Genomic DNA, 13,700 nt, shown 5'->3' with positions numbered 1-13,700 from the left:
CTCAGATCCGGAACGGAAAACTGGCCAGATGCAGCGCGACGTTCTCGCGCCCCTCGGTGTCGCCCGCCGCCTCGGCGGCCCTGCCCTGCTCCTCGTACGTCCTGACCAGGGCGTGGATCTCGGCGTTGAGCCGCGTGAGTTCGGCGGGGTTCAGACGGGCGAGGAAGTCCGACTGGTCCGACGCGATGCGCCACTCGGCGCCCCACGCCTCCTGCTGGTCCAGGTACGTCTCGTACTGCTCCCGGCGGTATGTGATCAGGCTGCGCACGACGGCCGCGTGCGTGGCCGCCCCCTCCGGTGAGTCCTTGAAGTCCTCGTGCCGGAAGCTCAGCGTGTCCTGCGCCGCCTGCCACCACCGCTCCCGCGCGTCCTCGCTCTGCACCTCGGCCTCTTCGATGAGGCCGTGCTCCGCGAGCTTGCGCAGGTGGTAACTGACGAGCGAGACCGCCTCGTCGACCTGTGAGGCGAGCTGCGAGGCCGTCGACGGGCCCGAGACCCGCAGAGCGCCGTAGACCCTCAGACGCAGCGGGTGCCCCAATGCCTTGAGCGTGCCGAGGTCGGTGATGCGGCGGGGATTCTCCATACCGCCACCGTAGATACGAAAGAAAAATTGCGCAATGAATATTGCGCAACAGATCTTTCGCATCTCGACAGGAGAATGCCGCCACGGCCCGAAGGCCGTGGCGGCAGAGAGCACGCTAACGAACCGGGCGCCCCGCCCCCCGCAACGTGTCCTTGACCTCGCCGATCCGCAGATCCCCGAAGTGGAAGACCGACGCGGCGAGCACCGCGTCCGCGCCCGCCGCGATCGCGGGCGGGAAGTGGTCCAGGCGGCCCGCGCCGCCGGACGCGATGACCGGGACGGTGACGTGACGGCGCACCGCCGCGATCATCTCGATGTCGTAGCCGTCCTTCGTGCCGTCCGCGTCCATCGAGTTCAGCAGGATCTCGCCCGCGCCCAGCTCCGCGGCCCGGTGCGCCCATTCGACGGCGTCGATCCCGGCGGACTCGCGGCCGCCGTGGGTCGTGACCTCGAAGGAGCCGGAAGACGTACGCCGGGCGTCGACCGAGAGGACGAGCACCTGGCGCCCGAACCGCTCCGCGATCTCGCGGATCAGCTCGGGGCGCGCGATGGCGGCCGTGTTCACGCCCACCTTGTCGGCGCCGGCGCGAAGGAGCTTGTCGACGTCGTCGGCGGTGCGGACACCGCCGCCCACCGTGAGCGGGATGAAGACCTGCTCCGCGGTGCGGCGGACCACGTCGTACGTCGTCTCGCGGTTGCCGGAGGACGCGGTGATGTCCAGGAAGGTGAGCTCGTCGGCGCCCTCGGCGTCGTACACCTTGGCCATCTCGACGGGGTCGCCCGCGTCGCGCAGGTTCTGGAAGTTGACGCCCTTGACGACCCGGCCGTTGTCCACGTCCAGGCAGGGAATCACGCGTACCGCGAGGGTCATGCGGGGGCTCCTCGGAAGGCTTCCAGTTCCACTTCGACCAGGATGCGCGGGTCGACGAAGCCGGAGACGACCGCCATGGTCGTCACCGGACGCACGGAGCCGAAGATCTCCTTGTGGGCCCGGCCCACCTCGTCGACGTCCCGCGCGTGGGTCAGAAGGATCCGCGTGCGGATCACGCACTCGGGACCGAGCCCGAGCTCGCCGATGGCTTCGAGGGCGTTGCCCATGGCGACCCGCGCCTGCTCGTAGGGGTCGCCCTCGCCGTACAGGATCTCGCCTTTGAAGGACGTGGTCCCGCCGACCACGACCCGGTCGCCCGCCTCGACGGCGCGGGCGAAGCCGAAGGCCTCCTCCCAAGGACTCCCGCTCTGCACTCGTCGTACACCGCTCATCGCGACACAGCCTCCAGCGCTTCCTCCAGCGTGAAGGCCTTCGCGTACAGCGCCTTGCCGACGATCGAGCCCTCGACGCCCTGCGGGACGAGCTCGGCGATCGCGCGCAGGTCGTCGAGCGACGAGACGCCGCCGGATGCGACGACCGGCCGGTCCGTGGCCGCGCAGACGTTGCGCAGGAGCTCCAGGTTCGGGCCCTGCAGCGTGCCGTCCTTGGCGATGTCGGTGACGACGTAGCGGGCGCAGCCCTCGGAGTCGAGGCGCGCCAGGGTCTCGTAGAGGTCGCCGCCGTCGCGGGTCCAGCCACGGCCGCGCAGGGTCGTGCCGCGGACGTCGAGGCCCACCGCGATCTTGTCGCCGTGCTCGGCGATGATCTTGGCGACCCACTCCGGGGTCTCCAGGGCGGCGGTGCCGAGGTTCACGCGGGTGCAGCCGGTGGCGAGGGCCGCGGCGAGCGTGTCGTCGTCGCGGATGCCGCCGGACAGCTCGACCTTGATGTCCATGGCGTCCGCGACCTCGGCGATGAGCGCGCGGTTGTCGCCGGTGCCGAACGCGGCGTCCAGGTCGACCAGGTGCAGCCACTCGGCGCCCGACCGCTGCCAGGAGAGGGCGGCCTCCAGCGGGGAGCCGTAGGAGGTCTCCGATCCGGACTCGCCGTGCACGAGGCGTACGGCCTGGCCGTCGCGGACGTCGACGGCGGGGAGGAGTTCGAGCTTGCTCACAGAAATCCCTGACATCGCTAGAGGGTTCCGATCCAGTTGGTGAGGAGCTGGGCGCCGGCGTCGCCGGACTTCTCGGGGTGGAACTGCGTGGCCCACAGCGCGCCGTTCTCGACGGCGGACACGAACGGCTCGCCGTGCGTGGTCCAGGCGACCTTGGGCGCGCGGAAGGCGGGGTTGCCCGCCTCGAAGTCCCAGTGCTGAACGGCGTACGAGTGCACGAAGTAGTAGCGGGCATCGGCGCCGAGGCCCGCGAACAGCTGCGAGCCCTCGGGCGCGGCGACCGTGTTCCAGCCCATGTGCGGGACGATGCCGGCCTTCAGCGGCTCGACGGTGCCGGGCCACTCGTCGAGGCCCTCGGCCTCCACGTCGTGCTCGATGCCGCGCGCGAAGAGGATCTGCATGCCGACGCAGATGCCCATCACGGGACGGCCGCCCGCGAGCCTGCGGCCCACGATCCAGTCGCCGCGCGCCTCCTTGAGCCCCTGCATGCAGGCGGCGAAGGCGCCGACGCCGGGGACGAGGAGGCCTTCGGCGTTCATGGCCTTGTCGTAGTCACGGGTGATCTCGACCTCCGCGCCCGCGCGCGCCAGGGCGCGCTCGGCGGAACGGACGTTCCCGAAGCCGTAGTCGAAGACGACGACCTTCTTGGGAGCGGTCATACGTGGATCAGCTCCCCTCAGTTCCAGTAGTCGAGCCGCATGACACCCGCGACGATGCACATGGCCGCGCCGATGGAGAGCAGCGTGATCAGACTCTTGGGCATCCCCTGCTTGACGAAGGAGATGATGCCGCCGATCAGGAAGAGACCGACGACGATCAGGATGGTGTTGAGACCGGTCATGGCTTTACAGCGCGCCCTTCGTGGAGGGGAGAATTCCGGCGGCGCGCGGGTCGTGCTCGGACGCGTAGCGCAGCGCGCGGGCGAGGGCCTTGAACTGGCACTCCACGATGTGGTGGGCGTTGCGGCCGTAGGGCACGTGGACGTGCAGGGCGATCTGGGCCTGCGCGACGAAGGACTCCAGGATGTGCCGGGTCATCGTCGTGTCGTACGTGCCGATCATCGGCGCCATGGTCTCGGGCTCGGTGTGCACGAGGTAGGGGCGGCCGCTGAGGTCGACGGTCACCTGGGCGAGCGACTCGTCGAGCGGGACCGTGCAGTTGCCGAAGCGGTAGATGCCGACCTTGTCGCCGAGCGCCTGCTTGAAGGCGGCGCCCAGGGCGAGGGCGGTGTCCTCGATGGTGTGGTGCGTGTCGATGTGCAGGTCGCCCTCGGTCTTGACCGTGAGGTCGAAGAGGCCGTGGCGGCCGAGCTGGTCGAGCATGTGGTCGTAGAAGCCGACCCCTGTCGATACCGCCACCTCGCCCGTGCCGTCGAGATCGATCTCGACGAGGACCGACGTCTCCTTCGTGGTGCGTTCGACCCGTCCAACGCGGCTCATGCCTGCTGCTCCTTCTTCAGTTCGCGTACCGCATCGAGGAACGCGTCGTTCTCTTCGGGGGTTCCGGCGCTGACGCGCAGCCAGCCGGGCACTCCGTTGTCCCGGACCAGGACGCCCCGGTCGAGGATCCGCTGCCAGAGCGCGTGTGAGTCTTCGAATCGCCCGAACTGGACGAAGTTGGCGTCGGAGTCGGTCACTTCGTAGCCGATCGCACGCAGCTCGCTCACCAGCCGGTCGCGCTCGCTCTTCAGCTGCTCGACGTACTTCAGGAGCGTGTCGGTGTGCTCGAGGGCGGCGAGCGCGGTGGCCTGCGTGACGGCCGACAGGTGGTACGGCAGGCGTACGAGCTGTACGGCGTCGACGACCGCCGGGTCGGCCGCGAGGTAGCCGAGGCGGAGCCCGGCCGCGCCGAAGGCCTTGGACATGGTGCGCGAGATGACGAGGTTCGGCCGTCCCGCGAGCAGCGGGAGCAGCGAGTCGCCGTGGCTGAACTCGACGTACGCCTCGTCGACCACGACCATCGAGGGCCCCGCGGCCTGCGCGGCTTCGTAGAGCGCGATCACCGTGTCGGCCGATACGGCGTTGCCCGTGGGGTTGTTGGGCGTGGTGATGAAGACGACGTCGGGCTGGTTCTCGGCGATGGTCCTCGCCGCCGCGTCGGCGTCGATGGTGAAGCCCTCGCCGCGGGGGCCCGAGATCCAGCCCGTGCCGGTGCCGCGCGCGATGAGGCCGTGCATCGAGTACGAGGGCTCGAAGCCGATGGCGGTGCGTCCTGGCCCGCCGAAGGTCTGCAGGAGCTGCTGGATGACTTCGTTCGAGCCGTTGGCCGCCCAGACGTTGGCGAGAGTGACCTCGTGGCCGCCGGTGTCCGTGAGGTAGCGCGCGAGCTCGGTGCGCAGCTCGACGGCGTCCCGGTCGGGGTAGCGGTTGAGGTCGCGGGCCGCCTCGCGGACGCGCTCGGTGATGCGCTCGACGAGCGGCTCGGGGAGCGGGTAGGGGTTCTCGTTCGTGTTCAGGCGTACGGGAACGTCGAGCTGGGGGGCGCCGTAGGGGGACTTGCCGCGCAGTTCGTCGCGTACGGGAAGGTCGTCGATGTTGGTCACTTGGTTTCCGGCACCTTCCATCCGCTGTGCCAGTTTTGTTCGCCTTCGGGGAAACGGGCCTTGACGGCGGCGCCGTGCGCGGGCAGGTCCTCGGCCTCGGCGAGCGTCACCACGTGGTGGGCGACCTCGGCGAGCGCGTCGCGCGTGTAGTCCACGATGTGGATGCCGCGCAGGAAGGACTGGACGCTGAGCCCCGAGGAGTGGCAGGCGCAACCGCCGGTCGGGAGCACGTGGTTGGAGCCCGCGCAGTAGTCGCCGAGCGAGACGGGGGCCCACGGGCCGACGAAGATCGCACCGGCGTTCTTCACCCGGTCGGCGACGGCGGTGGCGTCCGCGGTCTGGATCTCCAGGTGCTCGGCGCCGTACGCGTCGACGACGCGCAGGCCCTCTTCCAGGCCGTCGACCAGGACGATCGCGGACTGCCTGCCCTTCAGGGCGGGGATGATCCGGTCCTCGACGTGCTTGGTCGCCGCGACCTGTGGCTCTAGCTCCTTGGTGACCGCGTCGGCCAGGGCCAGGGAGTCGGTGACCAGGACGGCGGCCGCGAGCGGGTCGTGCTCGGCCTGGCTGATCAGGTCGGATGCGACGTGCACGGCGTCGGCCGTGTCGTCGGCGAGGACCGCGATCTCGGTCGGACCGGCTTCGGTGTCGATGCCGATGCGTCCCGTGAAGTAGCGCTTGGCGGCGGCGACCCAGATGTTGCCGGGCCCGGTGACCATGTTGGCCGGGGCGCAGGTCTCGGTGCCGTACGCGAACATCGCGACGGCCTGGGCACCGCCCACCGCGTACACCTCGTCGATGCCCAGGAGGGCGCAGGCGGCGAGGATCGTCGGGTGCGGAAGCCCACTGAAGGCACCGCAGTCCTTCTGCGGCGGGGAAGCGAGCGCCATCGACTCGACGCCGGCCTCCTGGGCCGGGACGGCGTTCATGATCACGGAGGACGGGTAGACGGAGCGTCCGCCCGGTGCGTAGAGCCCCACGCGCTCGACCGGCACCCACTTCTCGGTGACCGACCCGCCGGGCACGACCTGGGTCGTGTGCGGGGCGCGGCGCTGCTCGCGGTGGACGATGCGGGCGCGCCGGATCGATTCCTCGAGGGCCTCGCGCACGGCGGGGTCGAGGCCGGCGAGGGCCTCGGCGATGGCGGCCGCCGGGACACGGACCTGCGTCAGGCGTACTCCGTCGAACTTCTCCGCGTATTCGATCAGCGCCGCGTCGCCACGATGATGCACGTCTTCGCAGATGGGCCGCACCTTTTCCAGGGCGGCCGCCACGTCGAAGTCGGCACGGGGCAGCAGGGCGCGCAGGGCGGGGCCCTCAGGGAGGGCGTCGCCGCGCAGATCGATTCGGGAGATCACGTGCCCAATTCTCTCAGACCCCGATTCCGGGCCGGACGCCCGTATCACTGGCTGATATGGGCCCGCCCGTCCCCCACCACCGCCCTGCTTGAAACGCTTCGCGTCGCCCCTCGCTTTTCGTAGGACCCTGTTCACCACTAGCGTTCAGCCCGTCACTGAGCGGGCATGAAACAGGTGTACGAGACCAACGCGCGTCGCAGCACGAGAACGCGGTACGGGACCGCAGTACGGGGAGGGCAACAGCAGTGGTCGACGACACCGGCATCGGTGACCCGCCGGACGGACTGACCGCCGCCGAGATCGGCATGTGGCAGGCCTTCCGCAACGGCAGCGTCTACGACCTCAGGTCGGGGGACGCGATGGCGGACGATCCGCACGGCGGCCACCCCTGGGGCCCGGAACGCAGCGTGCGCGCGCGCATCGTGTGCTGGCTGCTCCTCGAAGGGCCGCCCGCGCTCTCGGGCCGGGTCTCGTCGCTGAAGCTCTCGGGCCTCCAGATCACGGACGTACTCGATCTGGCGGGCGGCGAGGTCCTTCCCTACGCCGAGCTGAAGCACTGCCGCTTCGAGAAGGAAGTACTCGTCCCGGAGGCCAAGTTCACCACTCTGCGCCTGGTCAACTGCTCGATCCCGCGCGTGGAGGCGGCCCGCGTGCACACGGAGGGCGATCTGCATCTGCCGCGCTGCCGGATCCACAACGGCATGCGGCTCACGGACGCCCAGATCGGCACCGACCTGCTCATCAACCAGGCCGTGATCTACCGCGACCGGCGCGGCAACTCGATCATGGGCGACGGGCTCTCGGTCGGCCAGGACCTGCAGGCCGAGATGATGGAGTCGCACGGCCAGCTGAGCCTGCGCGGCGCGAAGGTCGGCGTCTCCTTCAGCCTGCGCGGCAGCAAGCTCGCCAATCCGTACGGCCCGCGGGCGCTGAACGCCCCGCAGATGACCGTGGAACGCACGCTCTACATGACGCCCGCCGCGCTCGGCGATCCCCCCATGACCAGCGGCACGACTCCCCCGCGCGGCACCCGCGTCCAGCGCTTCGAGTGCCAGGGCGGCATACGGCTCGACGACGGGCGCTTCGGGGACGCCGTCGACCTGGCCCAGGCGCGCTTCGTCCTGGAGAACGACCAGGAGGTGTCGCTGCGCCGCGTCCAGACCCCCGAGCTGCGCTTCCTCGGCGAGGCACCGCAGCGCGGCAAGATCATCCTGTCCGGCATGAAGGTCGTCAACCTCATCGACAAGTCGACCAGCTGGCCGGGCCCCGGCGGCCTCCAGATGGGCGGCTTCAGCTACGAGAACCTCGTCCCGCAGGGCAGTTTCCCGCTCTCCAGGCGGCTGGCCTGGGTGGCGGCCGCGACCGCCGAGTACAACCCCGAACCGTACGAGAAGCTGGCGACCGTCCTGCGCAACGGCGGCGAGGACGCCGACGCCCGCGAGGTCCTGCTCGCCAAGCAGCGCCGACGCCGCGAGACCCTGCCCCTCGCGGCCAAGCTCTGGGGCTTCGCGCAGGACTGGACGGTGGCCTACGGCTACCGTCCAGGCCGGGCCGCCCTGTGGATGGCGGTGCTCTGGGCGGTGAGCGCGGTGGCCTTCTCGCACTCCGACCATCCGGCGATCAAGCCGGGCGAGCACCCGAACTGGAACCCCGCGCTCTTCTCCCTCGACCTGCTGCTCCCGGTCATCGACCTCGGCCAGGACAGCTACTGGCAGCTGCGCGGCGGCTGGCAGTGGTTCGCGGCGGTCCTCATCCTGCTCGGGTGGGTCCTTGCGACGACGGTCGCGGCGGGGGCGACGCGACTGCTGCGGAGGAACTGAAGGGGCGCGGGGATCCCCAGGTCAGCGTCAGCGATACCCGGGTCGGGGCTTCACGGGTCGGGGCCTCCCGGGTCGGGGCTTCACGGGCCCCCGGGCGGATATTTTACCCTCCCTTGACCTTGTGTCAGGCAACCTAACGACCGATGCGAAAGCTTCACCGGCCGCCCCCTGGCAGCCGCCCCGACCTGCGGCTTTCAATACCCATACGATGGCATTCCTGCACGCCCTGATCCGAACCGCACGCATGGTCAGGAACACCCCGCTCCTGGCGACCGGCCTCGCCCCCGACGACGAGGTGCTCCTCGACGCACCCGACGACCGGCTCGGCCCCGCGCTCGTCGCCGCGGGCCGGGGCGACTACGACCCCGCGGCCAAGCTGCTCGCCATGACCCGCGAGGGCAACGAGTGGGAGAACCGCGACCGCTACACGACGCGCCTGGCCGCCTTCGCCCGCTCCCGCTCCGAGTGGTTCGACGACTGGCAGTCCGCCGCGCCGCACGATCCGGACGCGCTGCTCGTCAAGGCGGAACTCGCGGTCGTCCGCGGCTGGGAGTCGCCCGCCCGCGCCGAGCTGCTTCGCCAGACGGCGCCCCTGATCACCGCCGCCGCCGACGCGGACCCGCGCGACCCCGTGCCGTGGCGGATCGCCCTGGACCACGCGCGCGGCACGCATGCCCCGCAGTCGGTCTTCGACTCGATCCGGGCCGAGGCGGTGCACCGCGCCTCGCACCACTACGGCTGCCACGCCTCCGCACTCCAGTACCTCTCGGCCGACTGGTACGGATCGCACCGCCAGTGCTTCGACTTCGCCGAGCAGGCCGCGCGGGACGCGCTGCCAGGCTCGCTGATCCAGGCGCTGCCCGCGCGGGCCGCCTTCGCATATCTCACCAGCGCGTCGGGGAGCGTGCCGCGCGAGCGCCTGGACGCCGCGGCCGACCTCGGGATCGCCGCGTCGCAGGAGTACGAGGCCGGGGATCCCTGGCCCGCCGAGGTCCGCAACCTCCTCACGTACGTCCTCGTACGCCTTGAGCGATGGAGCGACGCCCTCGAACAACTGCGCCTCATCGGGACCTGTGCGACGTCCTTTCCCTGGGACCGCATGTCCGACGATCCGCTCGGCCAGTTCCTGGAACTGCGCGACGGCGTACGCATCGAGGTGGCCTCCAGGACCCCGCTGCGCACCGGTGGCGGACGTGCGCGCTCCGAGGACCATTAGGCTTCGGGCTCGTGACCACCGTCCGGCTTCCGCTCTTCCCGCTCAACTCGGTGCTGTTCCCGGGGCTCGTCCTCCCGCTGAACGTGTTCGAGGAGCGTTATCGCGCCATGATGCGCGACCTGCTCAAGACTCCCGAAGAGGAGCAGCGCCTCTTCGCGGTCGTCGCGATCCGTGACGGCCTCGAAGTGGCGCCGAGCGCCCCCGGCCTCCCCGACCCCACCGCGCGGCCCGAACAGGGGCCGACCGCCGGCTTCGGCGAGGACCCGCTCAAGGCCTTCCACGCGGTGGGCTGCGTGGCCGACGCGGCGACGATCAGGGAGCGCGCCGACGGCGGTTTCGAGGTCCTCGCCACCGGCACCTCACGCGTACGCCTGCACTCGGTCGACGCGTCCGGGGCCTTCCTGACCGCGGAGGTCGAGGAGCTGCCCGAGGATCCGGGCGAGGAGGCCGGAGCGCTGGCCGAAGGCGTCCTGCGGGCGTTCCGCGCCTACCAGAAGCGCCTCGCGGGGGCGCGCGAACGGTCCCTTTCCACCGGCGCCGAGCTGCCGGACGACCCGTCCGTGGTGTCGTATCTGGTCGCGGCCGCCGCCGTCCTCGACACCCCCACCAAGCAGCGGCTCCTGGAGGCGCCGGACACGGCTTCGCGCCTGCACGAGGAGCTGAAAGTCCTTCGCGCCGAGACCGCGATCATCCGTAATCTGCCGTCGTTGCCCGCGACGGACCTCACGCGCGGCACGACCAGTCTCAACTGACGTAAGGCGCGAGCGCTGTGGCGAAGAAGCAGAAACAGCAGAAGCAGTCGGGCGCGGGCGGCACTCCCGCGACGGTCGCCCTCACGGCGGCGGGCGCCGACTACACCGTCCACGCGTACGAACACGACCCCGCACACCCCTCGTACGGCGAAGAGGCGGCGCAGGCCATGGGCGTCTCCCCCGACCGGGTCTTCAAGACCCTGGTCGCCGAGGTCGACGGAGAGCTGACGGTGGCCGTGGTCCCCGTGGCGGGCACCCTGAACCTCAAGGCCCTGGCCACGGCGGTCCGCGGCAAGCGCGCGGTGATGGCCGACCCCCCGGCCGCCGAGCGCACCACCGGGTACGTACGGGGCGGCATCTCACCCCTCGGCCAGCGCAAGAAACTGCGCACCGTACTGGACGACTCGGCCTCGTCGCACGCCACGATCTGCGTGTCGGCGGGCCGCAGGGGCCTGGAAGTGGAGCTGGCCCCCGGCGACCTGGCGCGTCTCACGGGCGCGGTACTGGCCCCGATCGGGCGTGAATAGGCCCTCGACGCGGGCCGTCGGCTCGACTAGTACCACCCTCATGTCGAAGAAGACGCGCAAGAGGAAGTGGCGGGTGAAGAAGGGCAAGGCCAACCATGGGAGGCGCCCCGCCTGACGTCCGGCCCCGATCCCCCGGGCGCCGACGGCGTCCGGGGTTTTCTCACGCCCCCGTGGAGTCCGGGCTCCCGTCGACCCGGCCGGGGTCCCCGTAGGGCAGAGGGTAGGGATCGGGATCACGCGGCCCGAACAGCGCGGTGAGTCCCAGGTGCACGAGCAGCGCGGCCACCGGCCAGGCCAGCAACGCGCCCTTCGCCTTGAGTTCGAGGGGCGCGTCGAACGCGACGCCCTTGCCCACCGACTTCGCGTGGGCAACGACATCCGTCTCCGGCCCGAGGAAGATCCCGAAGCGCCAGGCGACCACGGCCGCCAGCAGCCCCCCGGCCGTCAGCCCGACGACCAGCGGAATCCCGCCCCGCTTGCGCAGCAGGAACACCACGGCGCCACTCACCGCGCCGAACGCGAGCGCGAGCAGAGTGAACGTTCCGTCGACCCCGATCGCCTGCTCGCCCTCGGTGTCGTAGAGGTACACCGCCTCGTTGTTCGCGATCAACGGGACCCGTGGCGCGAGCCACATCCACAGGAGCCCGAGCAGTAGGCCACCGACCGCCATCGCGACCACGATCACTGCGGCCTGCCGCACTTCGGTCTTCATACCGGGACCGTCCTCCTCATGCGCCGACGTGGGAACGGCTCCGGACGGCTGAGCGGATTGCTGCCAGGCGTCGTGCGAGGGCTGGTCGTGGGGCGGCTGGGAGGGCGTCAGCGGTGCAGTCACCCACACATGGTGCCAGGCCCGGCCGTCGCCCGGCCGCCACCCCTCAAGGAGGCGCCGCGCGCGCCCCTCTTGTCACCGAGCACCGCTTCACCGCACGGCCGCACGGCGGTAGGCCCAGGTGGCGATGGCCAGCGAGGCGACGCCGACCCCCGCGCAGACCGCGAGATCCAGGGCGACGACCGCCCAGTCCGGATGCGGCCCGAAGGTACGGGCGAACGCTTCGACGCCGTACGTCGAAGGCAGCAGATCACGTGCGTACTGCAGGATGCCCGGCATCCGCTCGGCCGGGAGCACCCCGAGGAGCAGCGCCGCCGACATACCCAACTGACCGAGCAGTGTGGCCAGTTCGGGCCGGGGCGCGAGCAGCCCGAGGGCGGCACCGAGCCCTGCGAGCGCGGCACCGGCCAGCGGGATCACCGCGACGAGCACCCACAGGTGTCCCATCGGAAGCCCGAAGAGGCCGCACCCGACCACCGCGGTGACGAGCGTGCCCGGCACGGTGAACGAGGCGTAGGCGGCCGCGGCACCCAGGACCACCGCGGCGGGCGGCACGGGCAGCGTGGCGTAGTGATCGAGGCCGCCGTCGGCCCGCAGCTGCCCGAAGTACTGCGCGAGCAGGTTGAGCGCGACGAACGCGACGACGAGCACGGAGGACCCGGCGACGACGGCACGCGCCTCACCGCCCCCGTCGACGACGCCCCGCATCAGGATCATGATCCCGACGGACTGGAAGGTCGCCACGAAGAGCAGCGGAATCCGCGCGACCCGCGCCCGGGACAGCTGGGCCCGGTAGACGGCCGCGAGCGCGGGAAACAGCCGCGCACGGGGCCCCAGGGGCGCGGCGGCGTCGGCCTGCCGCTCCCGGTCGTCGGTCCGCACCGCGGCTTCCAGAGGAACCGCACTCATCGGACGCCCTTCCTGCTGATGTTCCAGTCACTGCGCCCACTGCTCGATGCGGGGCACTCGGGCAGGTGGGCGGGGAAAGTCCGCCGCGAAGCGGCGGCACGAGAACGGCCCCATCGGGCCGCGGAAGAAGTCACGCCTTCACCAGCCCCGTACCGCTCCCGCCAAGGGCCAGATACACATCTTCCAGGCTCGGCGTGGCCAACGTGAAGTCATCGAGCGAGGCAAAGGCGGCTCCGCCAGTGACCGCCGCGACAGCGGCCCGCGCCTCGTCGGGGGCGAGCCGCAGGGACCACCGCCGCCCGGACTCGACCGCGCAGGAGCGAAGCGCCATGACCTCGGGGACATCGAGCGGCGCCCGCTCCCGCCAGACGAGCTCCACCCGCACCTCACCCGCGACCTGCTCCTTCAGCCCCACGGGGCTGTCGCAGGCGATGACCTTGCCGTGGTCGAGGACGGCGACGCGGTCCATGACCGTCTCGGCCTCGATGACGTTGTGGGTGACGAGCAGCACCGTCGTGCCGCGCTCGGCCCTGCGCCGGTCGACCGCGCCCCAGACGGCGCGCCGCGCGATGGGGTCCATGCCGGTCGTCGGCTCGTCGAGGACGAGCAGCGGCCGCTCCCCCACCAGTGCGGTGGCGAAGCAGGCGAGCCTGCGCTGTCCGCCGGAGAGCTTCTTCAGGGGCCGGGAGGCGAGCGGGGTGAGCGCGAGCTCTTCGAGTACGCCGTCCCGCTCGGCCCGCGCCGCACGCACGTCGAGGCCGCGCAGCCGCGCGGTCGTCTCGACGGCGAGCGAAACGGTCAGCTCGTCGAGCGCGGTGGACTCCTGGCCCAGATACGCGAGGATCCGCGCGGCCCGCTCGGGGTGGCGCAGGATGTCGTGCCCGAGGATCTCGACGCTGCCGCTGTCGGGCCGCATCAGGCCGGTCAGCTGGCGTACGAGGGTGGACTTGCCGGCGCCGTTGGGGCCGAGGAGGCCGAAGATCTCGCCACGCCTGACCTCCAGGCTGATCCCGTCGGTGGCGCGCACCTCGGGGGTCGCGGGCCTGCCGCGCCTGCCACGGGCGGCGGGATACGTCTTGACGAGGTCGCGCACCGCGCAGACGGCATTGCTGCCGTGACCCTGTCGGACTGCCTGTGCCGAGCGCGTACTCACGAAGGACGAGACTACGGGGTCCG

General features: G+C 71.2%; 16 protein-coding genes. 4 read left to right on the top strand and 12 right to left on the bottom strand.

Translation table 11 applies throughout. The annotated features are described in order from the left end of the window. Nucleotide 1: 1 nt before the first annotated feature. The 9 genes from ACFVXC_RS36110 to hisD form a co-directional block, all read right to left on the bottom strand. The gene (locus tag ACFVXC_RS36110) at nucleotides 2-583 is read right to left on the bottom strand and encodes an ArsR/SmtB family transcription factor (RefSeq protein WP_389914401.1); all 582 of its coding nucleotides are present in this window, start codon (nucleotides 581-583) and stop codon (nucleotides 2-4) included. A gap of 115 nt (nucleotides 584-698) precedes the next feature. Further along, on the bottom strand, nucleotides 699-1,454 hold the full coding sequence (gene hisF / locus ACFVXC_RS36105; RefSeq protein WP_389914398.1) for an imidazole glycerol phosphate synthase subunit HisF: 756 nt from the start codon (nucleotides 1,452-1,454) through the stop codon (nucleotides 699-701). Then, nucleotides 1,451-1,846 carry a RidA family protein gene (locus ACFVXC_RS36100; RefSeq protein ID WP_389914395.1) on the bottom strand — a complete coding sequence of 132 codons (396 nt, stop codon included), beginning with the start codon at nucleotides 1,844-1,846 and terminating at the stop codon, nucleotides 1,451-1,453. Before ACFVXC_RS36100 ends, hisF begins: the two co-directional genes overlap by 4 nt. Beyond that, nucleotides 1,843-2,568 carry a bifunctional 1-(5-phosphoribosyl)-5-((5-phosphoribosylamino)methylideneamino)imidazole-4-carboxamide isomerase/phosphoribosylanthranilate isomerase PriA gene (priA, locus tag ACFVXC_RS36095; protein ID WP_389914612.1) on the bottom strand — a complete coding sequence of 242 codons (726 nt, stop codon included), beginning with the start codon at nucleotides 2,566-2,568 and terminating at the stop codon, nucleotides 1,843-1,845. The genes ACFVXC_RS36100 and priA overlap by 4 nt, the downstream gene beginning before the upstream one ends. A gap of 17 nt (nucleotides 2,569-2,585) precedes the next feature. After that, the gene (gene hisH / locus ACFVXC_RS36090; RefSeq protein ID WP_389914392.1) at nucleotides 2,586-3,227 is read right to left on the bottom strand and encodes an imidazole glycerol phosphate synthase subunit HisH; all 642 of its coding nucleotides are present in this window, start codon (nucleotides 3,225-3,227) and stop codon (nucleotides 2,586-2,588) included. A gap of 17 nt (nucleotides 3,228-3,244) precedes the next feature. After that, complete coding sequence (locus ACFVXC_RS36085) at nucleotides 3,245-3,409, bottom strand: hypothetical protein (RefSeq protein ID WP_202121127.1); 165 nt, start codon at nucleotides 3,407-3,409, stop codon at nucleotides 3,245-3,247. A 4-nt stretch (nucleotides 3,410-3,413) separates the two neighbouring features. Continuing rightward, nucleotides 3,414-4,007, bottom strand: coding sequence for an imidazoleglycerol-phosphate dehydratase HisB (gene hisB, locus ACFVXC_RS36080; protein ID WP_383271190.1), 594 nt, complete (start codon nucleotides 4,005-4,007; stop codon nucleotides 3,414-3,416). Beyond that, complete coding sequence (locus ACFVXC_RS36075) at nucleotides 4,004-5,131, bottom strand: histidinol-phosphate transaminase (RefSeq protein ID WP_389914389.1); 1,128 nt, start codon at nucleotides 5,129-5,131, stop codon at nucleotides 4,004-4,006. The genes hisB and ACFVXC_RS36075 overlap by 4 nt, the downstream gene beginning before the upstream one ends. Further along, on the bottom strand, nucleotides 5,107-6,468 hold the full coding sequence (gene hisD / locus ACFVXC_RS36070; protein ID WP_389914386.1) for a histidinol dehydrogenase: 1,362 nt from the start codon (nucleotides 6,466-6,468) through the stop codon (nucleotides 5,107-5,109). The genes ACFVXC_RS36075 and hisD overlap by 25 nt, the downstream gene beginning before the upstream one ends. Before the next feature lie 305 nt (nucleotides 6,469-6,773). Between hisD and ACFVXC_RS36065 the strand changes: the two genes are divergently transcribed. From ACFVXC_RS36065 to ybaK, 4 genes are all read left to right on the top strand, one after another. Then, on the top strand, nucleotides 6,774-8,288 hold the full coding sequence (locus ACFVXC_RS36065) for an oxidoreductase (protein WP_389914609.1): 1,515 nt from the start codon (nucleotides 6,774-6,776) through the stop codon (nucleotides 8,286-8,288). 208 nt (nucleotides 8,289-8,496) lie between these two features. Further along, nucleotides 8,497-9,504: a hypothetical protein gene (locus ACFVXC_RS36060; protein WP_389914383.1), complete on the top strand. Its 1,008-nt coding sequence runs from the start codon at nucleotides 8,497-8,499 to the stop codon at nucleotides 9,502-9,504. Nucleotides 9,505-9,515: 11 nt separating this feature from the next. Next, nucleotides 9,516-10,256: an LON peptidase substrate-binding domain-containing protein gene (locus tag ACFVXC_RS36055; RefSeq protein ID WP_389914380.1), complete on the top strand. Its 741-nt coding sequence runs from the start codon at nucleotides 9,516-9,518 to the stop codon at nucleotides 10,254-10,256. Nucleotides 10,257-10,273: 17 nt separating this feature from the next. Next, the gene (gene ybaK, locus ACFVXC_RS36050) at nucleotides 10,274-10,783 is read left to right on the top strand and encodes a Cys-tRNA(Pro) deacylase (protein ID WP_389914377.1); all 510 of its coding nucleotides are present in this window, start codon (nucleotides 10,274-10,276) and stop codon (nucleotides 10,781-10,783) included. A gap of 160 nt (nucleotides 10,784-10,943) precedes the next feature. Here ybaK and ACFVXC_RS36045 read toward each other — a convergent pair whose 3' ends face one another. From ACFVXC_RS36045 to ACFVXC_RS36035, 3 genes are all read right to left on the bottom strand, one after another. Beyond that, complete coding sequence (locus ACFVXC_RS36045) at nucleotides 10,944-11,618, bottom strand: DUF2567 domain-containing protein (RefSeq protein WP_389914374.1); 675 nt, start codon at nucleotides 11,616-11,618, stop codon at nucleotides 10,944-10,946. Between the two features lie 87 nt (nucleotides 11,619-11,705). Then, nucleotides 11,706-12,524: an ABC transporter permease gene (locus tag ACFVXC_RS36040; protein ID WP_389914371.1), complete on the bottom strand. Its 819-nt coding sequence runs from the start codon at nucleotides 12,522-12,524 to the stop codon at nucleotides 11,706-11,708. A 130-nt stretch (nucleotides 12,525-12,654) separates the two neighbouring features. After that, a complete protein-coding gene (locus ACFVXC_RS36035) occupies nucleotides 12,655-13,677 on the bottom strand; it encodes an ABC transporter ATP-binding protein (RefSeq protein WP_389914368.1) in 1,023 nt (340 codons plus the stop codon). Nucleotides 13,678-13,700: the final 23 nt, after the last annotated feature.

It is taken from the genome of Streptomyces sp. NPDC058257 (assembly GCF_042881845.1).
In the GTDB taxonomy this organism is placed as follows: domain Bacteria; phylum Actinomycetota; class Actinomycetes; order Streptomycetales; family Streptomycetaceae; genus Streptomyces.
This window is presented reverse-complemented; position numbering and strand designations above follow the sequence as displayed.

Excerpts from the sequence above, each read along its gene's own strand:
- ACFVXC_RS36075 (WP_389914389.1), bottom strand. The coding sequence starts at position 5,131 with ATGGAAGGTGCCGGAAACCAAGTGACCAACATCGACGACCTTCCCGTA.
- ACFVXC_RS36100 (WP_389914395.1), bottom strand. The coding sequence starts at position 1,846 with ATGAGCGGTGTACGACGAGTGCAGAGCGGGAGTCCTTGGGAGGAGGCC.
- hisB (WP_383271190.1), bottom strand. The coding sequence starts at position 4,007 with ATGAGCCGCGTTGGACGGGTCGAACGCACCACGAAGGAGACGTCGGTC.
- ACFVXC_RS36060 (WP_389914383.1), top strand. The coding sequence starts at position 8,497 with ATGGCATTCCTGCACGCCCTGATCCGAACCGCACGCATGGTCAGGAAC.
- hisH (WP_389914392.1), bottom strand. The coding sequence starts at position 3,227 with ATGACCGCTCCCAAGAAGGTCGTCGTCTTCGACTACGGCTTCGGGAAC.
- ACFVXC_RS36040 (WP_389914371.1), bottom strand. The coding sequence starts at position 12,524 with ATGAGTGCGGTTCCTCTGGAAGCCGCGGTGCGGACCGACGACCGGGAG.
- ACFVXC_RS36110 (WP_389914401.1), bottom strand. The coding sequence starts at position 583 with ATGGAGAATCCCCGCCGCATCACCGACCTCGGCACGCTCAAGGCATTG.
- hisF (WP_389914398.1), bottom strand. The coding sequence starts at position 1,454 with ATGACCCTCGCGGTACGCGTGATTCCCTGCCTGGACGTGGACAACGGC.
- ACFVXC_RS36085 (WP_202121127.1), bottom strand. The coding sequence starts at position 3,409 with ATGACCGGTCTCAACACCATCCTGATCGTCGTCGGTCTCTTCCTGATC.
- ACFVXC_RS36065 (WP_389914609.1), top strand. The coding sequence starts at position 6,774 with ATGTGGCAGGCCTTCCGCAACGGCAGCGTCTACGACCTCAGGTCGGGG.